At 68.9% G+C, this 22,071-nt stretch carries 24 protein-coding genes; 13 read left to right on the top strand and 11 right to left on the bottom strand.

The genetic code is table 11. The annotated features are described in order from the left end of the window. Positions 1–185 precede the first annotated feature (185 nt). The 4 genes from FPZ12_RS15245 to FPZ12_RS15230 all read left to right on the top strand — a co-directional run bounded on the left by FPZ12_RS15245 (position 186) and on the right by FPZ12_RS15230 (position 2,936). Positions 186–374: a DUF3073 domain-containing protein gene (locus FPZ12_RS15245; RefSeq protein ID WP_144747101.1), complete on the top strand. Its 189-nt coding sequence runs from the start codon at positions 186–188 to the stop codon at positions 372–374. Between the two features lie 93 nt (positions 375–467). Continuing rightward, the gene (locus FPZ12_RS15240) at positions 468–1,328 is read left to right on the top strand and encodes a 3-hydroxybutyryl-CoA dehydrogenase (protein WP_144747102.1); all 861 of its coding nucleotides are present in this window, start codon (positions 468–470) and stop codon (positions 1,326–1,328) included. After that, positions 1,325–2,221 (top strand): Gfo/Idh/MocA family protein, encoded by an 897-nt coding sequence (locus FPZ12_RS15235; RefSeq protein WP_144747103.1) that lies wholly within the window; start codon positions 1,325–1,327, stop codon positions 2,219–2,221. Before FPZ12_RS15240 ends, FPZ12_RS15235 begins: the two co-directional genes overlap by 4 nt. A 133-nt stretch (positions 2,222–2,354) precedes the next feature. Continuing rightward, positions 2,355–2,936: a VanZ family protein gene (locus tag FPZ12_RS15230; protein WP_166462748.1), complete on the top strand. Its 582-nt coding sequence runs from the start codon at positions 2,355–2,357 to the stop codon at positions 2,934–2,936. Here the strand turns inward: FPZ12_RS15230 and arfB are convergent. From arfB to FPZ12_RS15200, 6 genes are all read right to left on the bottom strand, one after another. After that, complete coding sequence (gene arfB / locus FPZ12_RS15225; protein WP_144747105.1) at positions 2,933–3,361, bottom strand: alternative ribosome rescue aminoacyl-tRNA hydrolase ArfB; 429 nt, start codon at positions 3,359–3,361, stop codon at positions 2,933–2,935. The genes FPZ12_RS15230 and arfB overlap by 4 nt on opposite strands. Positions 3,362–3,403: 42 nt before the next feature. Beyond that, positions 3,404–4,474: a phosphoribosylformylglycinamidine cyclo-ligase gene (purM, locus tag FPZ12_RS15220; RefSeq protein ID WP_144747106.1), complete on the bottom strand. Its 1,071-nt coding sequence runs from the start codon at positions 4,472–4,474 to the stop codon at positions 3,404–3,406. Positions 4,475–4,503: 29 nt separating this feature from the next. Then, a complete protein-coding gene (purF, locus tag FPZ12_RS15215; protein WP_144747107.1) occupies positions 4,504–6,021 on the bottom strand; it encodes an amidophosphoribosyltransferase in 1,518 nt (505 codons plus the stop codon). A 117-nt stretch (positions 6,022–6,138) separates the two neighbouring features. Next, positions 6,139–6,519 (bottom strand): hypothetical protein, encoded by a 381-nt coding sequence (locus tag FPZ12_RS15210; RefSeq protein WP_144747108.1) that lies wholly within the window; start codon positions 6,517–6,519, stop codon positions 6,139–6,141. Further along, positions 6,506–6,745, bottom strand: coding sequence for a DUF397 domain-containing protein (locus tag FPZ12_RS15205; protein WP_144747109.1), 240 nt, complete (start codon positions 6,743–6,745; stop codon positions 6,506–6,508). Before FPZ12_RS15205 ends, FPZ12_RS15210 begins: the two co-directional genes overlap by 14 nt. Positions 6,746–6,985: 240 nt before the next feature. After that, entirely contained in the window at positions 6,986–7,864 is an 879-nt protein-coding gene (locus tag FPZ12_RS15200; RefSeq protein WP_144747110.1) for a helix-turn-helix domain-containing protein, read from the bottom strand. Positions 7,865–8,076: 212 nt separating this feature from the next. Here FPZ12_RS15200 and FPZ12_RS15195 point away from each other — a divergent pair, with 212 nt between their 5' ends. After that, on the top strand, positions 8,077–8,874 hold the full coding sequence (locus tag FPZ12_RS15195; RefSeq protein ID WP_166462752.1) for an SAM-dependent methyltransferase: 798 nt from the start codon (positions 8,077–8,079) through the stop codon (positions 8,872–8,874). Between the two features lies 1 nt (position 8,875). On the opposite strand, the gene FPZ12_RS15190 is transcribed toward FPZ12_RS15195, so the two are convergent. Beyond that, on the bottom strand, positions 8,876–9,256 hold the full coding sequence (locus FPZ12_RS15190; protein ID WP_166462747.1) for a sterol carrier family protein: 381 nt from the start codon (positions 9,254–9,256) through the stop codon (positions 8,876–8,878). 56 nt (positions 9,257–9,312) lie between these two features. On the opposite strand from FPZ12_RS15190, the gene FPZ12_RS15185 reads away from it, so the two are divergent. The 4 genes from FPZ12_RS15185 (at position 9,313) to FPZ12_RS15170 (ending at position 13,147) form a co-directional block, all read left to right on the top strand. Next, the gene (locus FPZ12_RS15185) at positions 9,313–9,933 is read left to right on the top strand and encodes a type VII secretion system-associated protein (protein ID WP_208025853.1); all 621 of its coding nucleotides are present in this window, start codon (positions 9,313–9,315) and stop codon (positions 9,931–9,933) included. Between the two features lie 83 nt (positions 9,934–10,016). Further along, complete coding sequence (locus FPZ12_RS15180; RefSeq protein WP_144747112.1) at positions 10,017–10,844, top strand: lysozyme; 828 nt, start codon at positions 10,017–10,019, stop codon at positions 10,842–10,844. Between the two features lie 187 nt (positions 10,845–11,031). Then, entirely contained in the window at positions 11,032–11,922 is an 891-nt protein-coding gene (locus FPZ12_RS15175) for a lysozyme (protein ID WP_144747113.1), read from the top strand. 136 nt (positions 11,923–12,058) lie between these two features. Continuing rightward, positions 12,059–13,147 carry a hypothetical protein gene (locus tag FPZ12_RS15170; RefSeq protein ID WP_144747114.1) on the top strand — a complete coding sequence of 363 codons (1,089 nt, stop codon included), beginning with the start codon at positions 12,059–12,061 and terminating at the stop codon, positions 13,145–13,147. A gap of 51 nt (positions 13,148–13,198) precedes the next feature. Here the strand turns inward: FPZ12_RS15170 and FPZ12_RS15165 are convergent, their stop codons facing one another. Continuing rightward, a complete protein-coding gene (locus tag FPZ12_RS15165) occupies positions 13,199–13,780 on the bottom strand; it encodes a helix-turn-helix domain-containing protein (RefSeq protein ID WP_144747115.1) in 582 nt (193 codons plus the stop codon). A gap of 13 nt (positions 13,781–13,793) precedes the next feature. On the opposite strand from FPZ12_RS15165, the gene FPZ12_RS15160 reads away from it, so the two are divergent. Beyond that, a complete protein-coding gene (locus tag FPZ12_RS15160; protein ID WP_424923608.1) occupies positions 13,794–14,300 on the top strand; it encodes a GNAT family N-acetyltransferase in 507 nt (168 codons plus the stop codon). A gap of 9 nt (positions 14,301–14,309) precedes the next feature. Beyond that, the gene (locus tag FPZ12_RS15155) at positions 14,310–15,383 is read left to right on the top strand and encodes a pentapeptide repeat-containing protein (RefSeq protein ID WP_144747117.1); all 1,074 of its coding nucleotides are present in this window, start codon (positions 14,310–14,312) and stop codon (positions 15,381–15,383) included. A 34-nt stretch (positions 15,384–15,417) separates the two neighbouring features. On the opposite strand, the gene purL is transcribed toward FPZ12_RS15155, so the two are convergent. Beyond that, positions 15,418–17,706 carry a phosphoribosylformylglycinamidine synthase subunit PurL gene (gene purL, locus FPZ12_RS15150; RefSeq protein WP_144747118.1) on the bottom strand — a complete coding sequence of 763 codons (2,289 nt, stop codon included), beginning with the start codon at positions 17,704–17,706 and terminating at the stop codon, positions 15,418–15,420. 77 nt (positions 17,707–17,783) lie between these two features. On the opposite strand from purL, the gene FPZ12_RS15145 reads away from it, so the two are divergent. Further along, on the top strand, positions 17,784–19,358 hold the full coding sequence (locus FPZ12_RS15145; protein WP_144747119.1) for an ABC transporter transmembrane domain-containing protein: 1,575 nt from the start codon (positions 17,784–17,786) through the stop codon (positions 19,356–19,358). Then, positions 19,349–21,079, top strand: a complete 1,731-nt coding sequence (locus FPZ12_RS15140) for an ABC transporter ATP-binding protein (protein WP_144747120.1) — start codon at positions 19,349–19,351, stop codon at positions 21,077–21,079. Before FPZ12_RS15145 ends, FPZ12_RS15140 begins: the two co-directional genes overlap by 10 nt. Before the next feature lie 16 nt (positions 21,080–21,095). Here FPZ12_RS15140 and purQ read toward each other — a convergent pair whose 3' ends face one another. Both purQ and purS read right to left on the bottom strand, forming a co-directional pair. Further along, on the bottom strand, positions 21,096–21,770 hold the full coding sequence (gene purQ / locus FPZ12_RS15135; RefSeq protein WP_144747121.1) for a phosphoribosylformylglycinamidine synthase subunit PurQ: 675 nt from the start codon (positions 21,768–21,770) through the stop codon (positions 21,096–21,098). Further along, a complete protein-coding gene (gene purS, locus FPZ12_RS15130; protein WP_144747183.1) occupies positions 21,767–22,003 on the bottom strand; it encodes a phosphoribosylformylglycinamidine synthase subunit PurS in 237 nt (78 codons plus the stop codon). The genes purQ and purS overlap by 4 nt, the downstream gene beginning before the upstream one ends. Positions 22,004–22,071 lie beyond the last annotated feature (68 nt).

Below are 22,071 nucleotides of genomic sequence, written 5' to 3'. Positions count from 1 at the left end.
GGCACGTCGCCACCCGTCGGCGCGCACCGAGTCGGGGAAGCCGGAGAGACTCTCGCCACGGGAGGAGAAGCCACGTCGCATTCTCCCCCCGCGACAAGGTACGGTATGGACAGGAAATAGTTGTCGAGACATGCGGGGCCGCCGTTTCCCCCGGCCGCCCCGTCCCTGTGCGAGGGGGTCGAGCCATGGGGCGCGGCCGGGCTAAGGCCAAGCAGACGAAGGTGGCGCGAGAGCTCAAATACAGCACTCACGACACGGACTTCGATGCTTTGCAGCGCGAGCTGTCAGGTAAATCCTCTCAGAACTCTCACGACGAGGACGACGGGTACGAGGATCCGTACGCGGATCAGTACGACGACGACTACCGTCGTTGACGACAGTCGAGAAGCGAGGGTGGGCTCCGGGGTTCCCGGAGCCTGCCCTCGTTCCTCGTGCTGTCCGAGTTCGCATCGAGCTAGGAGGCTGGCGTGGCGGACATTGAGCGGGTAGGCGTCATCGGTGCCGGGCTGATGGGCTCGGGGATCGCGGAGGTGCACGCGCGAGCGGGCGCCCACGTGGTGGTCACCGAAGTCAGCCAGCCCGCGTTGGACGCGGGTAGGGCGAGGATCGAGAAGTCGCTGCAACGCGGTGTCCGCAGCGGCAAGCTCTCCGAGGAGGACGCGGCGGCGGCGTTGGACCGCCTCGTGTTCACCACGGACCTCGCGGCCTTCGCGGACCGCGATCTCGTGGTGGAGGCGGTCATCGAACAGGAGGCCGCCAAGCTGGAGGTCTTCCGCTCGCTGGACAAGATCGTCGAGCGCGAGGACGCGATCTTCGCGTCCAACACCTCCTCGATCCCGATCATGAAGCTGGGCATGGCCACCGGCCGCCCCGCCCAGGTGGTCGGCATCCACTTCTTCAACCCGGTCCCGGTGCTGCCACTGGTGGAACTGGTGCCCTCGCTGCTGACCGGCGAAGAGACGGTCAAGCGCGCCGAGGAGCACGCCACCGGGTTGCTGGGCAAGACGGTCATCCGGTCGCAGGACCGTGCGGGCTTCATCGTGAACTCGCTGCTGGTGCCCTACCTGCTCTCGGCCGTCCGCATGATCGAGTCCGGGTTCGCCTCGGCGCAGGACATCGACCGCGGGATGGAGCTGGGCACCGCGCACCCGATGGGGCCGTTGCGGCTGTCCGACCTGATCGGCCTGGACACGATCAAGGCCATCGCGGAGTCGATGTACGACGAGTTCAAGGAGCCGTTGTACTCGCCGCCGCCGCTGTTGCTGCGCATGGTCGACGCGGGCCTGCTCGGTAAGAAGAGCGGCCGCGGCTTCTACTCCTACGAATGACTTCCGGCGATCCGCTCCGCGTCGGCCTCGTCGGCGCGGGCCCGTGGGCGAAGTCGGTGCACGCGCCGGGGCTGGCCAACCATCCCGGTGTCACGTTGACGGCGGTTTGGGCTCGTCGCGCGGAAGCGGCTCGTGAGCTGGCGGACGTGCACTGCGCCGCCGTCGCCGATTCCTTCGAGGAGCTGCTCGGCCAGGTCGACGCGGTCGCGTTCGCGGTGCCGCCCGTCGTGCAGGCGGAGCTGGCGGTGCGCGCGGCCGAGGCCGGCAAGCACGTGATCCTCGAAAAGCCGATCGCGCCCGACGTTCCCGCCGCCGAGCGGCTCGTCGAGGCGGTCACCGGCGCGGGCGTCGCGAGCCTGGTCGTGCTGACTTTGCGCTATGCCACGGAAACCAGGGAATGGCTGGCCGCGCTCGCCGCGGACGGCGGCTGGACGGGCGGCACAGCGCGCTGGCTTTCGGGCGCTCTGCTCGCGGGCCCGTACAGCGCTTCGCCGTGGCGGCACGAAGATGGCGCGCTGGCCGACGTCGGCCCGCACATCATCGATCTCCTCGACGCCGCGCTCGGCCCGATCGTCGAGGTCGTGGCCGCGCATCGCACTCCGCGGGACCTGTGGCAACTGGTCTTCGCGCACGAGGGCGGCGCGACGAGCACGGCCACGCTGTCGATCAACCTGCCGGTGCAGCCGACGGTGGCCGATCTCGCGGTGTTCGGCGAGCACGGTTTCCGCAGCCTCGCCAGGCAGCCGGTTCCCGGCGTCGAGCGGTACACGTCGCTGCTCGACGATTTCGCCGCGATGATCGCCACCGGCACCACGGAGCATCCGTGCGATGTGCGCCGGGGCCTGCATCTGCAACGCATTCTGGATAGCGCGCTGTCCTTGGCGATGCGTTAGCAGCAAAGCGGTTAACGTCCCGGAAACGACACGCGGACCCGACAGGATTTCACCTCAAAGAGCACTCGATTGGCTCTGCCGTTCCCCGATTCCGCTGCGAAGATCGTTTTTGTACGTCGGGGAAGGGGTGCGCGTGGGAGTTCTGTCGGTCAGTTTCGGGGTTCTGGTTCCGGTCACGATCATCGCGTTACCGTTCGCACTGTTCGGCTGGCGGCTGCTCACCAACTGGCGCGCACGCACCCGGCCGGCGTGGGTCGCGGCGGGCACGGCCGGGCTGGACATCGGCATTCTGTTGGTATCACTGGAAATCCTCGCGTTGACGATGATCCCCATCGGATCCGCGCGGAGCAGCTCGCTGCACCTGATGCCCGGTTCGGACATCCTCACCGAGTTCACCGGCGACGGTTCGCTGTGGCAGATCGCGGGGAATCTGCTGCTGCTCGCCCCGCTCGGGCTTCTGGTGCCGTTGCGGGTGGGCGCTTTGCGCTCGATCCCGAGGATCACATTCCTCGCGTTCGTGGTGTCGGTGTGCATCGAGCTCGTGCAGCATTTCCTGCATTCGGGCCGGGTCACTTCGACCGACGACGTCCTGCTGAACACGCTCGGCGTCGCCGCCAGCGCGACGCTCACCTGTGGCTGGGCCGACCGGAACGAGCCGTTGGTCATTCCGGTGCAGAGGTCCCGGACAACAGCGGTGCGGGAGCCCGTCGGCTAGTCGTCGAAACGGCCGCGGCGCCCGCGTTTCACGTCGCTGCGGCGCTTTTTCTGCGCCAGACGGCGTTCCTTCGAACCACGGCTCGGTTTGGTGGGACGCCGTTTCGGCGGGGGTGGCGCGGCCGCGTCACGCAACGCCGAGACAAGGCGGAGCCGGGCGGCTTCCCGGTTCGCCAGCTGGGCGCGGTGCTCGCTCGCCGCGATGGTCAGCACGCCGTCGGACAGCCGATTCGCCAGCCGTGCCAACAGCCTCGGGCGCAGATCGTCCGGAATGGACGGTGAGCGGGCGACATCGAACGACAGCTCCACCCTGGAATCGGTGGTGTTCACACCCTGGCCGCCGGGGCCGGAGGACCGGGAGAAGCGCTCGTGCAACTCGCCGGCCGGGATCACCAGGCGGCGGGTGACAGCGAGATCCGTGACCATGTCCCGATCATCCCCGGCGAGCCCGGCTGCCGACCACTGGTTTTAGAACCGCGGGTGGTCACCGGAAAGCACCGCGCGCGGGCCTTCGGCGTTGTCCGACGTGCGGATCTCGCCGAGCACCCACGCCGGGACGTGCCGCGCCGTCAGCACGGCCAGCGCCCTGTCCACGTCCTCGGCGCCGACCACGGCGACCATGCCGACGCCCATGTTGAACGTCTTCTCCATCTCGGCGCGCTGGACCTTGCCGCGCTGCCCGATCAGGGCGAACACCGGCGCCGGCGTCCACGTGCCGCGCTCCAGCCTCGCCTCGAGGCCGTGCGGGATGACGCGGGCGAGGTTCGCCTCCAGGCCGCCGCCGGTGATGTGCGCGAACGTGCGCACCTCGGCCTCGGCGGCCAGCGCCAGGCAGTCCTTGGCGTAGATCCGGGTGGGCTCGAGCAGCTCTTCGCCCAGCGTGCGGCCGAACTCCTCGACGTGGCCCTCCAGCGGCATCCTGGCGATCTCGAGCAGCACGTGGCGCGCGAGCGAGTAGCCGTTGGAGTGCAGCCCGGACGAGCCCATCGCGATGGCCACGTCACCAGGGCGGACCCTGTCCGGCCCCAGCACGTCCGCGGCCTCGACCACCCCGATCCCGGTGGCCGACAGGTCGTAGTCGTGCTCGCCCATCAGCCCGGGGTGCTCGGCCGTCTCCCCGCCGAGCAGCGCCGCGCCCGCCTGGACGCAGCCCTCGGCGATACCGGACACGAGCGCCTCGATCCGCTGCGGGCGGACCTTGCCGACCGCGATGTAGTCCTGCAGGAACAGCGGCTCGGCACCGGTGACCACCAGGTCGTCGACGACCATCGCGACCAGGTCGATGCCCACCGTGTCGTGCTTGTCCAGCGCCTGCGCGACCGCGATCTTGGTGCCGACTCCGTCCGTGGAGGACGCGAGCACCGGCTCCTTCCACCTGTCGAGCTTCAGCGAGAACAACCCGGCGAACCCGCCGACCCCGCCGAGCACCTCGGGCCTGCTCGTCCGCTCGGCATGCGGTTTCAGCAGTTCGACCGCCTCGTCCCCGGCGTCGATGTCGACCCCGGCGGCGGCATAGGTGGCGTTGACGGACTCGCTCACGGCCAGCGGACTCCAGACTCGTTCAAGGCTCACGGACGCCGGACGGCATCCTCAGCACCGTACCCGGCGGGGGTCACCGACAGGGCGGGCCCGCCGTCCATGCCCTCCAGGAGGTGCTTGCCGATGAGCGCGTCGTCCGGCAGCTCGATCGGGTACTGACCGCTGAAACAGGCCGTGCACAGCCGGGACTTCGGCTGCTCGGAGGCCGCGACGAGGCCGTCGAGCGAGACGTAGCCCAGTGAGTCGGCGCCGATGAGCCTGCGGATGCCGTCGAGGTCGGCGCCATTGGCCACCAGCTCCGCGCGCGAGGCGAAGTCGATGCCGTAGAAGCACGGCCAGCGCACCGGCGGCGACGCGATCCGGACGTGCACCTCCAGCGCGCCCGCCTCCCGCAGCATCCGGACCAGCGCGCGCTGGGTGTTGCCGCGGACGATCGAGTCGTCCACCACCACCAGCCGCTTGCCGCGGATGACGTCGCGCAGCGGGTTCAGCTTGAGCCGGATGCCCAGCTGGCGGATGGTCTGCGACGGCTGGATGAACGTGCGCCCGACGTAGGCGTTCTTGACCAGGCCCGAGCCGTACGGGATGCCCGACGCCTGCGCGTACCCGATCGCCGCCGGCGTGCCGGACTCCGGCACCGGGATCACCAGATCCGCCTCGACGGGGTTCTCCTGCGCCAGCCGCTTGCCGATGTCCACGCGGGTGGCGTGCACGCTGCGGCCCGCGATCGAGGTGTCCGGCCTGGCCAGGTAGACGTACTCGAAGATGCAGCCCTTGGGGTCGGGGTTGGCGAACCGCGACGAGCGCAGCCCGTCCGCGTCGATCGCGATCAGCTCGCCCGGCTCGACCTCGCGGACGAAGGAGGCGCCGATGATGTCCAGCGCCGCCGTCTCGCTCGCGACCACCCAGCCGCGCTCGAGCCTGCCGAGCACCAGCGGGTGCACGCCGTGCGGGTCACGAGCGGCGTAGAGCGTGGATTCGTCGGAGAAGACCAGGCAGAACGCGCCGCGCAGGGTGGGCAGCAGCTCCAGCGCGGCGGCTTCGAGGCCCTTGTCCGCGGCTTCGGCCGCGAGCAGTCCGGCCACCAGGTCCGAGTCGCTGGAAGAGCCGGTCAGCCCGGCGTGGGGTTTGATCCCGGCGGCCAGCGTGCGGTCCCGCAGCTCGGCGGTGTTGACGAGGTTTCCGTTGTGGGCGAAGGAAAGCCCACTGCCGGTGGCGGTGGTGCGGAAGGTCGGCTGGGCGTTCTCCCAGGTGGAGGAGCCGGTGGTGGAGTACCGGCAGTGCCCGACGGCGACGTGGCCCTGCAGCGAGGACAGCACCTGCTCGTCGAAGACCTGGCTGACCAGGCCCAGATCCTTGAAAACGACGACCTGCTTGCCGTCCGCCACCGAGATCCCGGCGGCCTCCTGGCCGCGGTGCTGCAGGGCGTACAGCCCGTAGTAGGCCATCTTCGCGACTTCTTCGCCCGGTGCCCAGGCACCGAAGACGCCGCATTCTTCCTTGGGTTCGGATTCCGGCTGGTCAAGCGAGTTGTGGTCGGCAACCACGAAGATGCTCCCTGGAGACGAGGGCACGGCCTCTTCAGTGTAAGTCGCCCCGGGGTCCGGGAGGCGACAACACAACGTGACCTTCGGCTCGCTTTCGTCGCCGGACCGGGTGAGGGGTCAGCGGGCCGGAGCGAGCCATTTCGCCCGTCCGCCTTCACCGGGTACCCAGCAGCCCTTGACCGGAGTGCCGTCGGCGTTGAGGTAGTCGTCGGCCAGCGAGAGCAGCTCGTCCAGCACCTCGTGCGCCTCGCCGCGGCAGCGCCACAGCATCTTGCGCGGCTCGAGGACGTTCGACTCGTCGCCCGGTACCCGGAACGCGACCACGTCGTCCTCGGCGTCGAGCCGGAGGACGTCGATCACCGATCCGTGCGCCCTGATCCCGACGACGGCCACCACCCGGCCCTCGCCGTCCCGGGGGTGCAGGAACTTGTAGCCCCGGTCCATCAGGTCCATCAGGCGGGCGTCGACGGACGCGCCACCTTCCTCAGCTGAGGACATCGTCGAACTCGCCGTCCTTCGCGCCGAGGACGAACGCGGCGATTTCCGCACGCGTGTAAACCAGCGCCGGGCCCGAGGGGAAGCGCGAGTTGCGCACCGCGATCTCGCCGGAGGCCAGTTCGGCCACCTCGACGCAGTTCCCCAGCGCGCCACTGCGTTTGCTCTTGCGCCAGGACGCGTCGGTCAACAGATCTGCCGCCATCCCGTTGAAGATGCGTTCGACCATCGCCGTCACCTTTCCCCGATCGACTGATTCGGCCAGTGCAGATGCACGTGCATTTGCACTGTAGGGAGGAAGTTACCACTGGGCGGTGCACACGTAAATGCACGAGTAAATGCACGTGCAGGCACGCGGTGGGGTGATTACCGCCGGGTCAAGCAGGGTGTCCGCAGCTTTCACTCATCAGGTGAAAATTCGGCGAATTACGCCGCGAGAAAAATGACCCTCCGTGACGAAAAAACGGAGCTAGATCTCGGCAAGCCGCTTGATCAGCTTCTGCCTGCTTCGATCGGGTGTTTCCGCGTCCACCGTCAGGCGGTCGAATGCACGGCCGTAGAGCTCGAGCTCGTCCGGCTTCTCCAGGTACGACGCGCCGTTGAGGTGCTCGAGGTAGGCGATGTTCGGCAGTTCCGGCTCGGCGAACTGCAGGAGCGAGAAAGCGCTTTCAGCGGCGTAGCCCGAGTTCTCGAACGGGACGATCTGCAGTGAGATGTTGGGCAGCTTGATGGCTTCGAGCAAGTGCTCGATCTGTTCCTTCAGCACGGCGAAGCTGCCGACCGGGCGGTGCAGCACGGCTTCGTCGAGCACTGCCCACAGCCGCGGCGGCCTGGGGCCGACCAGCAGTTTCTGGCGCCGCATCCGGATTTCGACGCGGTTCTGCACCTTTGGGTCGTCGCTGTCGGGGTCGCCGTGGCTGGTGACGGCCCTGGCGTAGGACTCGGTCTGCAGCAGGCCGGGCACGAACATCAGCTCGTACGTGCGGATGCGGGTGGCTGCTTCCTCGAGGCCGATGTAGTTGTCGAACCAGCTGGGCAGGCTGTCGTTGAAGCTGCGCCACCAGCCGGCCTGGTTGGCCATCTTGACCATGTCCACGGCCCAGTCGCGAATGGACTGCTCGTGCACGCCGTACATGGTCAGCAGGTCGACTACGTCGCGCTCCTTGCAGCCGACGCGGCCGAGCTCCATCCGGCTGATCTTGGACTCCGAAGCGCGGATCTCCCACGCGGCCTGTGCTCGCGAGATGCCGGCCGATTCGCGGAAGCGACGCAGCTGCGTCCCCAGGATCATCCGCCGCGCCGTCGGTCCGGTTCCCTGCTCTGGATCGGGAGGGTCGACCAAGGACATCGGATGAGCCTTCCTGGTGCCGGGTTCATCAGGGCGCAAATAGCCCGACTACCGAAGGTACACCGCGCTGGGCCGCGGTCAAGAGTGGACGTCCATTTACCCGGACGATGGACGCCACTACGCTAGGTGTGCCCTACAACACACCGCCGATCATCCCAATCGGGGAGAATTTGATGACCGATACCGCAGCCTCCTACCCGACCGCGGTCCCAGTGGGCGTCGATCCGACCAGGGCGAGCATCGCCCGAGTCTATGACGCGTTCCTGAACGGCAAGGACAACTACGAGATCGACCGGGAGGTGCTGCGGGGGGTGCAGAAGGCCGCCCCGGAAGCGCAGGAGCTGGCCACCGAGAACCGCGGGTTCCTGATCAGGGCGTGCCGGTTCCTCGCGTCGCAGACCGACCTCCGGCAGTATCTGGACCTCGGCTCGGGGCTGCCGACGGCGGAGAACACGCACCAGGTCGTGCAGCGACTCAACCCCGACACGCGCGTCCTCTACGTGGACAACGACCCGGTGGTGCTGGCGCACGGCCGCGCGCTGCTGGAGGAGAACGAGCTCACGCACTTCATCGCCGAGGACATCTTCCAGCCCGAAACGCTGATGGAGAACCACTACCTGCACGACTTCCTCGACCTGGAGCAGCCGCTGGCGCTGCTGCAGGTCGGCACGCTGCACCACTACGAGGGCGAGCGGGACGACCCGGCCAGGATCATGCGCAAGTACATCGAGCGCATCCCGTCGGGCTCGTACGTGGTGATCAGCCACTTCCTCGATCCGGAGAACGAGCACAGCACCGTGGCCCGCAGGATGGAAGAAGCCTTCCGCCACAGCATGATGGGCTCCGGCACGTTCCGGACCCTGCCCGAGATCGAGGCGCTGTTCGACGGGCTGGAGATGGTGACGCCCGGCGTGGTCCGCTGCGTCGACTGGTGGCCGGACGGCCCGCAGCTCCGGGAGCTCAACCAGGTCCAGCACTGCATCGCGGGCGGCATCGGCCGCAAGCCCTGAGCTAAAGCCGCACGACAGGCAGCCAGTGCGAGAGGTCGGCCCGGGTTCCGGATGCGGAAACCCGGCCGGCCTCGACCGCGTCTGTCCACTTTAGACGGCCGGTGGCCAGTTCCAGCCAGGTCCGCGGATCGGTCTCGATCACGTTCGGCGGGGTACCCCTGGTGTGCCGCGGCCCTTCGACGCACTGCACGGCGGCGAACGGCGGAACCCGGACCTCGACGCTTCGTCCGGGCGCGTCGGCGGCCAGTGCGCGTAGGCTGAGCCGCACGGCCGCGGCCAGCGTCGGACGCGCCGGCTTCTCCTCTTCTCCGCTCAACCAAGCCGAGATCGCTTGTACCGCGGCGCGTAACTCTGCGGGGTCGACCGAACGCGAGGTGGGCATGGGAGGAACAGTAGAGTGAACCTCGGCAGCAAAGCACGCGAGACGTGGGGTTGAACATGGCGCAGCGGGACGAAGCAGACCGGCTCGTACCGAATCCCCAGCCTGCCGGCAGGCTCGGCAAGCCCAAGATCACCGAAGAGATGCGCGCCAACGCCAGGGCCAACCCCAACAGCTGGCTGTACGTGATCGACGAAGCCTTCGACCCCGGCGGCCCGGTCCCGTCGTGGGCCGTCGTCGGCGCCTACCCGGTGAACGCCTCGGGCGGCATCGTGGAGGACTTCCACCCCAACGACCGCTACCGTCCCTCGCCGAAGGCACTCGGATTTCCCGAACCCCGCAACGAGCTCGAGCGACTGCTACAGCTGGTCCGGACCAATCACCGGCCAGCCGAGGACCTGCCGCCGGTGATCCTCCACGCCACGCTGTTCGTCTACGCGCTCTCCCCGCTGCAGCGCACCGTGATCGGTTTCCACAACACCGACGGCCAGGTGCTGGTGCCCGCGTACACGTCGAAGTCGCTCGTGCCGCGCGAATGGCCGCATGCACGCGCGGTGCTCGGCCGGGACATGGTTCCGTTGCTGGCCGGTCACCCGGTCGCGATCAATCCCCACGACGTGGTGACAGCGGTGGTGCCCGCCGAACATCTCACCCAGGCGCTGCACGAAGAGGGTCGCTGAAGAATTTCTCGGTGTTGATCACTCTGCAGGGTGACAACCGATTCGCTAAGTGTGCTCTATAGAGGCATTGTGACTCCGGGAGGATGGGAGTCACCGTGTGTCGTTGGAGTCTCAGGCGGTCGTGGTGTATTGCCGCCGCATTGTGCGTTTCGGGCGGGCTGACGTTCGGCGTCGGCCAGTCCGCAGCCACCACCGCGGACTACAGCCGCGCGGACGCCACATCCGCCGGAACGGAGATCGCCCGCGTCGAGGGTGTCGGCCCGCCCCCGCGGTACGCGGATTCGAACGGGCTTCTCGGGCACGACGTGAGCGGGCACCAGGGCACCGTCGACTGGGGCGCGGCCTGGGGTAACGGCGGCAGGTTCGTGTACGTCAAGGCCACCGAGGGCACCGGGTACACCAATCCCAGTTTCGGCCAGCAGTACGACGGCGCGTACGACGTGGGAATGGTGCGCGGCGCCTATCACTTCGCGCGGTTCGACGTTTCCAGCGGGGCCGCGCAGGCCGATTACTTTCTCGCGCACGGCGGCGGCTGGTCGGACGACGGCCGCACGCTGCCGGGCGCGATCGACGCCGAGTACAACCCGTACGGCGACGCCTGTTACGGGATGACTCCGCAGGCGATCAGCCAGTGGCTCGCCGATTTCTCGAACACCTACCGCGCGCGCACCGGCCGGTTACCGGCGATTTACACCTCGACGAGCTGGTGGACGAAATGCACCGGCAACAATGCGGGATTCGGCGCGAATCCACTGTGGCTCGCCAGGTACAACACCGAAATCGGCGTGCTGCCCGCGGGCTGGAAGCGGCAGACGATCTGGCAGTACGCGGATTCCGGCGCGCTCCCCGGCGACCAGAACCTGTTCGCCGGAACGCAGTCGGGCGTGCTCGCCTTCGCCACCGACCGGTGATGGTCTAGTCCACAAGGGCGACTACGAAAGTCGGATTCCGGTCGCGGACACGCGTAAATCACTCACCTGACAGCCGAAGTTCACGGAACTTGATGACAAGTCGGCTTGTCGTCATAAAGAATCACGCGCGGACGGCTCCCTGCACTTGCCGTCCGGACCGCGAGGGCAACTTGAGAAGGGTCAGCTCATGTCCGAGTCACGAAGAAGACGGCGCTCGTTCGCCGCGGCCGTCGTGTTCGCCTCCGCCAGTGTGCTGCTGCTCGGCACATTGAGCCCGGCAGGCGCCGACGAGCAGGTCACTGGGGTCCCGGCCGGGATGACGGCAGACGAGTACGTCGCGCAGCACGACCATCCGATGGGTTCGCAGATCCGCCGCGTGGAGGGCGATCAGTCGAACGCCCAGACCAGGTCCGCGGCCGCCAAACCGCAGGGGCTCGACCTCGACGGCGTCACGGCCACCGCGACCGTGCCGGGCATCGATGTAAGCGGTTACCAGGGCAACGTCGACTGGGCGAGCCACTGGAGCAACGGCATCAAGTTCGCCTACGTCAAGGCGACCGAAAGCACCACGTACACCAACCCGTACTTCGCGCAGCAGTACAACGGCTCCTACAACGTCGGCATGATCCGCGGCGCCTACCACTTCGCCACCCCGGACACCTCCAGCGGCGCCGCGCAGGCCCAGTACTTCGTCGCGCACGGCGGTGGCTGGTCGGGCGACGGCAAGACGCTGCCCGGCGCGCTCGACATGGAGTACAACCCCTACGGCGCGACCTGTTACGGCCTTTCCGCGAGCGCGATGACGGCGTGGGTCAAGGATTTCAGTGACACCTATCACGCACTGACGAACAAGTATCCGACGATCTACACGAGCGCGAGCTGGTGGAACCAGTGCGCGGGCGGCGACTTCAGCGCGACCAACCCGCTGTGGGTCGCCCGCTACGCCTCCAGCGTCGGCACCCTGCCCACCGGCTGGGGGGTCTACACCTTCTGGCAGTACAGCTCCAGCCCTATTGACCAGGACACCTTCAATGGTGCTTATGACCGTCTGGTGGTCCTCGCGACCAACCACGACTGAGTTTTGATCACAATCAGGGCTCCCGGTCTGCAGGCCGGGAGCCCTGTTCGCGTAGTTTTTCTGTTCTGGGCCGGGGGGAACCGGGCAGAGCGGCGATACGTCCGACGGGCGTAGTGACTGTTGAAAGGCGACGTCGATGACTTATCCACCGCAGCCGGGACAGCCGGATTACGGCCAGCAGCCCGATCCCTACGGGCAGCAGCCAGGCGGGTACGGCCAGCAGCAGCCGGGGGGCTACCCGACTTCCGGTGGCTTCCCTCAGCAGGGCAACCCGCAGTACGGCCAGCAGCCGGGTTACGGGCAGCAGCCCGGCTATGGCCAGCAACCGGGGTACACCCAGCCCCAGCCCTACCCGGGCTACGACCAGTCCGGCGGCGGTGGCTACCCGCCCACCGGCCAGTTCGGTGCGCCCGGCGGCTACGGCGGCCAGCCGCCCGGTGGCGGCGGCAGCAAGAAGGGCCTGTGGATCGGGCTCACCGTCGGCATCGTGGTGATCCTCGCGGCGCTGGGTATCACCGGTTTCTGGGTGCCGGGGTTCTTCGTCGGCGACAAGAAGGAGTCCGGGGACAACGGCGCGCAGACGCTGGCGCAATCGATCGTTGCGAACATCAACAGCCACAACAAGGCCGCGTTGACCGGTCTGACCTGTGCGAACGCGACCGGTGACGTCAAGAGCGCGATCGACGACATCTCGGCCGTCGACAAGGCGACGCTGTCCGGGGTGCAGGTCAACGGGACCAGCGCGACGGCCACCGTCGGCGTCACCGTGGACGGTGACCAGGGCACGGCCACCGGCACCCTGCAGAACCAGAACAACAAGTGGTGCTGGCAGGACATCAAGATCAGCGAGAACGGCTCGAGCTCCTCGTCGAGCACCCGCACCAGCCGGAGCAGCAGCACGCCCACCTCGTCGAGCTCCAGCTCGTCGGGCAGCGGCGACTCCTACAACGTGGTGGCGCAGGACTTCCTGAGCAAGGTCAACAGCGGGGACAGCGCGGGCGCGATGGCGCTGGTCTGCCAGGCCGACGTCTCCGACATCCAGACGAGTGTCCAGGACGCCACCTCCAAGGGGGCGCAGCTGAGCGCGGAGATGTCCGGGATCGACGGCATCGGGCTCGGTGACCTGAAGGGCTCCGTCGGCGGGGAGACGATCAGCGGTGGCTTCATCAGCACCGACGAGATCTCCGACAACCAGGCCTGCATCGACAACTTCGACTTCTACTGATCGACAGTCCTGAAGGGGCCGCAGCACGCTTCGGCGTGGTGCGGCCCTTCTTCATTCCGCGGCCCGGACGCCGAGGCCCGGACGGCGCGGGCGCATGATCAGCGCGGCGACGTAGTACGTGCACGGGTGGCCGGAACGGTTGGCGTAGCTCAAGGTCACGTCCGCGGCGAGGTAGAGCGAGTCGCCGGCGCCCAGCACGATCGTTTCGCCGTCGACGGTGAGCGTCAGTTCGCCCGAGTGCACGGCGATGAACTCGTGCGAGCCCGCCGCGTAGGGCGCGTAGGTGCCGGCTTCGCAGTGCGGGGGTAGCTCGGAGCGGATCCATTCGAAGTTCACGCCCGGCACCACCGGCGTGAGGATCGTCCGCTGCCAGCCGCCGGGCTCGCGCACCGTGTCCTGGTCCGCGGCGCGCCGGATGACCACTCGTTCCGGCTGGGTGAGCAGCTCCGCCAGCGGGATGCCGAGCCCGTTCGCGATGCGGTCGAGCACCACGACGGTCGGCGCCTTCGCCCCGCGTTCCACCGACGAGAGCATGCTGACGCTGACGGCCGAGCGTTCGGCGAGCGCTTGCAGGGTGAGACCGCGTTCACCGCGTGCCGCCTGAATTCTCTCGCCCAGTGCCCCGAGGTCCATGTATTCTATAGTAGTGACTGATTCTCCTATAGTGAAACCGGCCCGGCCCGAACATCTGGCCGCCATCGCGGAGATCTACGCGTACTACGTGGAAAACAGCCTGGTGACGTTCGAGCTGACGTCGCCGAACGAGGCCGAGTGGGCTCGCCGGTTCGCCAACGTCGGGGAGGCCGGCCTGCCGTTCCTCGTCGCCGAATCCGACGGCAAGGTCGCGGGCTACGCCTACTGCACGCCGTGGAAGACCCGCCCGGCGTACCGGCAGACGGTCGAGAACTCGATCTACCTCGCGCCGGGCGCCACCGGGCAGGGCATCGGCGGGCTGCTCCTCGACGCGTTGCTCGAAGCCTGTGCGGCAGCGGGAATCCGCGAGGTGATCGCCGTGATCGCGGACACCGGCACGAACGGCGCCTCCCCCGCGCTGCACCGCCGCCGCGGTTTCGTCGACTCCGGCAGGCTCGTCAACGTCGGTTTCAAACACGGCCGCTGGATCGACACGATGTTGCTGCAGCGCACCCTCTAGGGTTCGCTCATGACTGGGCGGCCATCGTGGAAATCCCCGCTGCTGGGCACCTTCGTGCTTTCGGTCCTCCTGCTGGTGGGTGTCAGCGGCTGGCTGCTCACCGACCCCGCCACCACCCGGGCCGACGCGTTGCGCACCGGCGGCCTGGCGGCAGGCGCGGTGGTCGCGCTGTATGCGTTGTGGCTCAACGACAGGCGCCGCAAGGTCGAGGAGGGCAGGCAGCGGACCGAACGCGAGCGGTACGAGCTGGAGGCGCTGCGTGCCGAGCGCGACCGCAGCCGGGTGGTCGACGAACGGTTCGCGAAGGCCATCGAACTCCTTGGCAGTGAAGCGGATCAGGTCCGCGTCGGCGCCATGCACGCGCTCGCCGGTGTCGCCCGGAGCGAGCCGGAGTACACCCAGACCGTGCTCGACGTGCTCTGCTCGTACCTGCGCCGGCCGTTCGAAAATCCCCACCTGCACGAGGAATCCGATCCCGAAGCCGAGCGGGAGCTGACGGTCCGGCTCACCGCGCAACGGCTGATCGGTGACCTGCTGACCACAGTGGACAGTCCGGGACCGGGCTACGACCTCGATCTGACCGGTGCTTCGCTGGAGTACTTCGAACTGACGGACCGCAAGATCGGCACCCTGATCATGCGGTACGCGACGTTGTTGAGCAGTGCCAATCTCAGTCGCAGCCGGTTCACCGGGCCGGCGTGGTTCACCAAGGCCGTCGTGGGAACGGGCCGCAAACGCGGCCGGTTTCGTTGCCAGGGAACGGTTTTCGAGGAGCGGGCCTGGTTCAGCGGTACGGAGTTCGGCTCACTGGCCGATTTCACCGGTACCGAGTTCCGCGGCGAGGTCAGTTTCGGCAAGGCCGTGTTCGCCGGATATGTGGATCTGCGGGCCGATTTCGGTGCCACACTGGATTTCGCCAAGGCCACCTTCGGCGAGCACGCGGATCTCCGCGTCACCCGGATGCCGAAGAGCGTCGCCTTCTACAACACGTTCGTCGACCCGAAAAGGGAGTACCAGCTCCCACCGGAATGGGAGCTGGCCACCGTCGACGGCCGCGTCCGGCTCAACGCCGCCGAGGGTTAGCGCCGCCCAAGCGATGGGCGCCCGTCACGACGGTTCAGCTGAACAGCTTCGGTAGCGTGCCCTCCCAGGCTTCGCGCAGCTCGTCGAGGCCGAAGTCGGTGATGCCCTGGATCTCCAGCGAGCCGGACTCCGGGTCCACCACACCGGTCTTGCGCCACGGCAGGCCGCGCGCGCCGCACATCTCGGTGAACCGCAGCTCCTCGGTGCGCGGCACGGCGACGAGTACCCGGCCCGAGGACTCGGAGAACAGCTGGACGAACGGGTCCTGGTCCTCGTCGAGGATCGCCCGCGCGCCGCACTGGCCGACCAGCACCGTCTCCACCAGCGCCTGCGCCAGCCCGCCGTCGGACAGGTCGTGCGCGGCGGAGATCATCCCGTCCCGCGAGCCCGCCACGAGGATCTCGGCCAGCAGCCGCTCACGCTCCAGGTCCACCTTCGGCGGCCGCCCGCCGAGGTGATCGTGGATGGTCTGCGCCCACGCCGAACCGTCGAGCTCGTCGTGCGTTTCGCCGAGCAGCAGCAGGGTTTCCCCGGCCTCGGCGCCGATGCCGGTGGGAATCCGGCGGCGCACGTCGTCGATCACGCCGAGCACGCCGACCACCGGGGTCGGCAGGATCGCGGTGGTCCCGGTCTGGTTGAAGAAGCTGACGTTGCCGCCGGTGACCGGGATGCCGAGCTGCGCGCAGCCGTCCGCGAGCCCGTGCACGGCCTGCTCGAACTGCCACATCACGCCGGGGTCGGTCGGGGCGCCGAAGTTCAGGCAGTTGGTGACCGCGAGCGGCTGCGCGCCGCTGGTGGCCACGTTGCGGTACGACTCCGCCAGCGCCAGCTGCGTGCCCTGGTACGGGTCGAGGTAGACGAACCGGCTGTTGCAGTCGGTCGACACGGCGACACCGCGGCCGGTGCGCTCGTCGATCCGGATCAGGCCGGAGTCCGAAGGCTGCGCCAGCACGGTGTTGCCGCGGACGTAGCGGTCGTACTGCTCGGTGACCCATTCCTTCGACGCCTGGTTCGGCGCGGAGATGACCTTGAGCAGCGTCTCGCGCAGCTCGTCGTTCGTCTTCGGGCGGGCAAGGCCGGCGGTGCCCTCGGACTGGATCTTGTCCTGCTCGGCCGGGCGGACTACCGGGCGGTCGTAGACCGGGCCCTGGTGGGCGACGGTGCGCGGCGGCACGTCCACCACGGTCTCGCCGTGCCAGGTGATCACGAGGTGCTCGCCGTCGGTGACCTCGCCGATCTCGGTGGCGATCACGTCCCATTTGCGGCAGATCGCCATGAACTCGTCCACCTGTGACGGTTCGACGACCGCGCACATCCGCTCCTGCGATTCGCTGGAGAGGATCTCGGCCGGGGTCATTCCCTTGGCGCGCAAGGGAACCCGGTCCAGCTCGATGTGCATCCCGCCGTCGCCGGCCGCGGCGAGCTCGGACGTGGCGCAGGACAGCCCGGCACCGCCGAGGTCCTGGATGCCGACCACGAGTTTCTTGGCGAACAGCTCGAGACAGCACTCGATGAGCACCTTCTCGGTGAACGGGTCGCCGACCTGGACGCTCGGCAGCTTCTTGCGGCCCGCCGCGGACTCGTCACCGGAGAACGTGTCACTGGCCAGCACCGAAACGCCGCCGATGCCGTCGAGGCCGGTGCGCGCGCCGAACAGGATGATCTTGTTGCCCTTGCCGGAGGCGAAGGCGAGGTGCAGGTCCTCGGTGCGCATCGCGCCGACACACATGGCGTTCACCAGCGGGTTGCCCGCGTAGCTCGGGTCGAACACGACCTCGCCGCCGACGTTGGGCAGGCCGAGGCAGTTGCCGTACCCGGCGACGCCGGCGACCACGCCGGGCAGCACGCGGCGGGTGTCCGGGGCGTCGGCGGGCCCGAAGCGCAGCGCGTCGGCGACCGCCAGCGGGCGCGCGCCCATCGCGAGGATGTCGCGGACGATCCCGCCGACCCCGGTGGCGGCGCCCTGGTAAGGCTCCACATAGGACGGATGGTTGTGGCTCTCGACCTTGAAGGTGACGGCCCAGCCGTCGCCGATGTCGACCACACCGGCGTTCTCGCCGATCCCGGCCAGCATCTTGGCCTGCATCTCGGGCGTGGTGGTCCTGCCGAAGTAGCTCAGGTGCTTCTTCGACGACTTGTACGAGCAGTGCTCGCTCCACATCACCGAGTACATGGCGAGTTCGGCGTCGGTCGGGCGGCGGCCGAGGATCTCGCGGATGCGGGCGTACTCGTCCTCGGCCAGTCCCAGTTCGAGGTAGGGCTGGATGGTGTCCGGGGTTTCGGCGGCGCGGGCGGTCGTGTCGATGACCAGGGTTTCCGTCACCGTTCCAGACTAGGTGAGGGCTCACCGGGGCGGAAAATCGGTCGACTCGGACGAAGCGGGTTCCTACCGTTTTCAGCATGCGCCTGCCGTCCCGGCTGACCCCGGTGCGCTATCTCAGCACCCTGTTCTGGGCCCGGCCTCAACTGGCCGTGGCCTCCTGTGTGCTGGGCGCGATCTGGCTGCTGCCCGGCGCGTTCCTGCCGGTGGTGATCGGAAACACGGTCGCCGCGATCGGGGCGCACGAAAACGTCGCGGCCGAGGTGGCGTTGGTCGCGGTGCTCGGGCTGGCGCACGCGGGATTGGGTACCTGCCTGCTGTACGCGGCGCACGGCGCGTGGGTCTACGGCGCGTCCGCCACGCAGCGGATCGTCGCCGAACACACCGCGCGACTCGGCGCTTCGCTGCGTGCGCAGGCCGCGACCGGTGACGTGATGGCCATTTCCTCCAGCGACATCGCGCGGATCGGGAACGCGTTCGAGATCGTCGGGCGGCTGGCGGGGTCCGTCGTGTCCTTCCTCACGGTGAGCGTGGTCCTGCTGTTCTTCTCACCGCTGCTGGGCGCGGTCGCGATGGTCGGCGTGCCGCTCGCGGTGCTGGGTATGGGAAAGCTGATCGAGCCGCTGCAGCGCCGCAAGGCCGAGCAGCGTGAGGAGCTGTCCGAAGTGAACGCGATCGGCGCGGACATCGTGTCCGGGCTGCGGATCCTGCGTGGCATCGGCGGGGAAAGGCATTTCCTGCGCCGGTTTCGCGACGCGAGCCAGCGGGTGCGGCGCGCGGGTGTGGAGGTCGCGCGCAGTGAGTCGTGGCTGAGCGGGGCTGAGGTGCTGTTGCCGGGCCTGGTCACGGTGTTGATCACCTGGCTCGGCGCGCGGCTGGTGGTGGCGGGCTCGATCGGGGTCGGTGAGCTGGTCACGTTCTATGCGGCGGCGGCGTTCCTGGTGATCCCCGTGAGCACGGCGACGGAAGCCACCGACGCGTTCACGTCGGCGATCGTGTCGGCGCGCAAGGTCTGTGGCGTGCTGTCGCTGCGGCCCTCGCTGGCCGAACCGGCCGAACCGGTGGCGTTGCCGGAAGGCCCGCTGGAACTGCACGACACCGAGACCGGGTTCACCGCGGTGGCGGGCAAGCTGACCGTGATCGACGCCGGGTCCGGTGCCGAGGCGCTGGCGGAGCGGATGGCGAGGTTCGCCGACGCGAAGCCCGGCCAGCGGGTGCTGGTGTCCGGCGTGCCGGCGGAGCACGTGGCGCTGCCCGAGCTGCGGTCGCGGGTGGTCTACGCGCACAACCAGGACCTGTGGTTCTCCGGCGCGTTGCGGGATCAGCTGGTTCCGTCACAGCGGGCGGAAGAAGCATTGTGGGCGGCCGATGCCGGGGACATCGTGGCGGGTTTCCCGGACGGGCTGGACGAACTGATCGGTGAGCGTGGTCGCGAGGTGTCCGGCGGACAGCGTCAGCGGCTGAGCCTGGCCCGTGCGCTGGCGCTGGACGCGGACACGTTGTTGCTCGACGAGCCGACCTCGGCGGTGGACACGCACACCGAGGCGCGGATCACCGAGCGCATCGCGGAGCTGCGGCGCGGGCGCACCACCGTGGTGTTCACGGAGAGTCCATTGTGGACCTTGGCGGCGGATGAGGTGATCACATGCCGGTGAAGCTGCCGCTGGCCACGCCGAAGCGGGCGCGTGGCTGGGCGCGGGAAACGTGGCGCACCCATCGGCGTTCGTGCGTGCTCGTGCTGGTTCTGTACGGGCTGGCCGCGATCGCCGGGCTGGCCGGGCCGCAGATCCTGGGCGAGCTGGTCGACTCGGTGGCCGCGGGCCACGCGAACATCGAGCTGCTGGCTGCCTTGTTCGTCCTGCTGCTCGTGGCGCAGGCGGCGCTCAAGCGGACAGCGCGGGTGCGCTCCGGGATGCTGGGCGAGCAGGTGCTGGCCGAGACCAGGGAGGGGTTCGTCGGGCAGGCGCTGCGGTTGCCGCTGGGCACCGTCGAGGCCGCGGGCACCGGCGACCTGCTCAGCCGCGCGACCACGGACGCGGACAGGATCGACCACGCGGTGCGCAATGCCGCGCCGGAGATCCTGGTCGCGGCCGTGACGGTGCTGCTGACGCTGGTCGCGATGGTGCTGACCTCGCCGTTGCTGTCGCTGGGCCTGCTGCCCGGGTTGCCGATGGTCGTGCTGTCGTTCCGCTGGTACTGGCGGCGCGTTCCGTCCACTGTGGAGCCGATGCTCGACGCGTGGGCGGACGTGCAGACCGGGATCCACGAAACGGCCGACGGCGCGCGCACGGCGGAGGCGCTCGGCCTGGTCGAAACCCGGATCGCACGGGGAAATCGCACGGTCGACAGGGCGGTGGCCTGGGAGTTCAGGCTGCGGACGCTGACCATGCGGTGGCTGCCGTGCGTGCAGCTGGCACAGGTGCTGCCGATAGCGGTGATCCTCCTGATCGGCGCGTGGGCGTACCCGCACGGACTGGTCGGGCTGGGCACGCTCACCACGATGGTCGTGTACATGCAGGCGCTCGGCGGGCCGCTGGAGGAAGTGCTGTGGTGGATGGAGGACGTGCAGGTTTCCGGCACGGCGCTGCGGCGCGTGCTGGGCGTGCGCGGCGCGCCACCGGCTTCGGGCTCGGGTACGCCACGCGGCAGGGAGATCGTGGTGCGCGGCGTGCGGTACGGCTACTCGGCGGAGCGCGAGGTGTTGCACGGCATCGACCTCCGCGTGCCTCCCGGTGAGCGGCTGGCGATCGTCGGCCCGTCCGGTGCGGGCAAGTCCACGCTGGGCAGGCTGATCGCGGGCGTCGCCACGCCGGGCGCGGGTTCGGTCACCATCGGCGGCGCGGAGGTGTCGCGGCTGGCGGAGGACGTCCTGCGCGGCGAGGTGCTGTTACTGACGCAGGAGCACCACGTGTTCGCGGGCACCCTGCGGGCGAACCTGACGTTGCCCGCAGGCGAGTGGACCGACCGGGAATTGGTGGCAGCGCTGCAATCCGTGGGGCTGCGGGACTGGTTCGCCGCGCTGCCGGACGGCCTGGAAACCCGGCTCGGCGCCGGAGCGCGGGCCGTTCCGGCCGCCATCGCGCAACAGCTCGCGCTGGCCCGCGTGGTGCTGGCCGACCCGCACACGGTCGTGCTCGACGAGGCGACCTCGCTGTTGGACACGTCGTCGGCGCGGGCGCTGGAGCGTTCGTTGAACGGGGTGCTCGCGGGCCGGACGGTGATCGCGATCGCGCACCGGCTGCACACGGCGGCGGCCGCGGACCGCGTCGCCGTGCTGGAGGACGGGCGCGTCACCGAACTCGGCGGGCACGAAGAACTGTTGCGGCGCGGCGGTTCCTACGCCTCGCTGGTGGCGGCGGGAGCGGCGGCGGTGTGAGCCGCCGCCGTTCGCTTCAGGCGCTGGCGACCAGCGCGTCGACGGCCGAGAAGAACATGCCGAGCCCGTCGTCGGAAGGGCCCGTGAGCGCGTCGATCGCGTGCTCCGGGTGCGGCATCAGGCCGACGACGCGGCCGTCGGCGCTGGTGATGCCCGCGATGTCGTTGCGCGAGCCGTTCGGGTTCCCGCCAACGTAGCGGAAGACCACGCGGCCTTCGCCCTCCAGCTCGTCCAAAGTGGACTGATCGGCCATGTAGCCGCCCTCGCCGGACTTCAGCGGGATGAGCACCTCGGCGCCCTTCTCGTACCGCGTGGTCCACGCCGTGGTGTTGTTCTCCACGCGCAGCCACTGGTCACGGCAGACGAAGTGCAGCTTTTCGTTGCGCACCAAGGCGCCGGGCAGCAGGCCGGCCTCGCAGAGGATCTGGAAGCCGTTGCAGATGCCGAGCACCGGCATGCCCTTGCCCGCGGCCTCGATCACCGAGTTCATCACCGGGGCGAACCGGGCGATCGCGCCGCAACGCAGGTAGTCCCCGTAGGAGAACCCGCCGGGCACGATCACGGCGTCGACTCCGTGCAGGTCCTCGTCCGCGTGCCAGAGGGACACGGCCTCGGCGTCGGCGTACTCGGCGGCGCGGGCGGCGTCGGCGTCGTCCAGCGTGCCGGGGAAGGTGATGACCCCGATCTTCACGAGACCCTCCGCACGGTCCACTCCTCGATCACCGGGTTCGCGAGGAAGCCCTCGGCGATCTTGGCGAGTGTCTCGTCGTCGACCGAGTCGTCGACCTCCAACTCGAAATGCTTGCCCTGCCGGACCTGGGAAACGCCGGTGAAACCGAGGCGCGGCAGCGCGCCTGCCACAGCTTGGCCTTGCGGGTCCAGGATCTCGGGCTTGGGCATGACGTCGACCACGACTCGGGCCACGGTGGGCGCTCCCATGTCTTCGCAGGTAGGCGGTACCTCCGGAGTTTATCAACGCTGTCGGGCCGCGC

The sequence above is a fragment of the Amycolatopsis acidicola genome, assembly GCF_007713735.2.
Classification (GTDB): domain Bacteria; phylum Actinomycetota; class Actinomycetes; order Mycobacteriales; family Pseudonocardiaceae; genus Amycolatopsis_E; species Amycolatopsis_E acidicola.
This window is presented reverse-complemented; position numbering and strand designations above follow the sequence as displayed.

Bases quoted from the DNA above. Each gene is read 5' to 3' on its own strand.
- FPZ12_RS15245 (WP_144747101.1), top strand. From the start codon at position 186: ATGGGGCGCGGCCGGGCTAAGGCCAAGCAGACGAAGGTGGCGCGAGAG.
- FPZ12_RS15235 (WP_144747103.1), top strand. From the start codon at position 1,325: ATGACTTCCGGCGATCCGCTCCGCGTCGGCCTCGTCGGCGCGGGCCCG.
- arfB (WP_144747105.1), bottom strand. From the start codon at position 3,361: ATGGTCACGGATCTCGCTGTCACCCGCCGCCTGGTGATCCCGGCCGGC.
- FPZ12_RS15210 (WP_144747108.1), bottom strand. From the start codon at position 6,519: ATGTCCTCAGCTGAGGAAGGTGGCGCGTCCGTCGACGCCCGCCTGATG.
- FPZ12_RS15205 (WP_144747109.1), bottom strand. From the start codon at position 6,745: ATGGTCGAACGCATCTTCAACGGGATGGCGGCAGATCTGTTGACCGAC.
- FPZ12_RS15200 (WP_144747110.1), bottom strand. From the start codon at position 7,864: ATGTCCTTGGTCGACCCTCCCGATCCAGAGCAGGGAACCGGACCGACG.
- FPZ12_RS15190 (WP_166462747.1), bottom strand. From the start codon at position 9,256: ATGCCCACCTCGCGTTCGGTCGACCCCGCAGAGTTACGCGCCGCGGTA.
- FPZ12_RS15185 (WP_208025853.1), top strand. From the start codon at position 9,313: ATGGCGCAGCGGGACGAAGCAGACCGGCTCGTACCGAATCCCCAGCCT.
- FPZ12_RS15180 (WP_144747112.1), top strand. From the start codon at position 10,017: ATGGGAGTCACCGTGTGTCGTTGGAGTCTCAGGCGGTCGTGGTGTATT.
- FPZ12_RS15175 (WP_144747113.1), top strand. From the start codon at position 11,032: ATGTCCGAGTCACGAAGAAGACGGCGCTCGTTCGCCGCGGCCGTCGTG.
- FPZ12_RS15170 (WP_144747114.1), top strand. From the start codon at position 12,059: ATGACTTATCCACCGCAGCCGGGACAGCCGGATTACGGCCAGCAGCCC.
- FPZ12_RS15165 (WP_144747115.1), bottom strand. From the start codon at position 13,780: ATGGACCTCGGGGCACTGGGCGAGAGAATTCAGGCGGCACGCGGTGAA.
- FPZ12_RS15155 (WP_144747117.1), top strand. From the start codon at position 14,310: ATGACTGGGCGGCCATCGTGGAAATCCCCGCTGCTGGGCACCTTCGTG.
- FPZ12_RS15145 (WP_144747119.1), top strand. From the start codon at position 17,784: ATGCGCCTGCCGTCCCGGCTGACCCCGGTGCGCTATCTCAGCACCCTG.
- FPZ12_RS15140 (WP_144747120.1), top strand. From the start codon at position 19,349: ATGCCGGTGAAGCTGCCGCTGGCCACGCCGAAGCGGGCGCGTGGCTGG.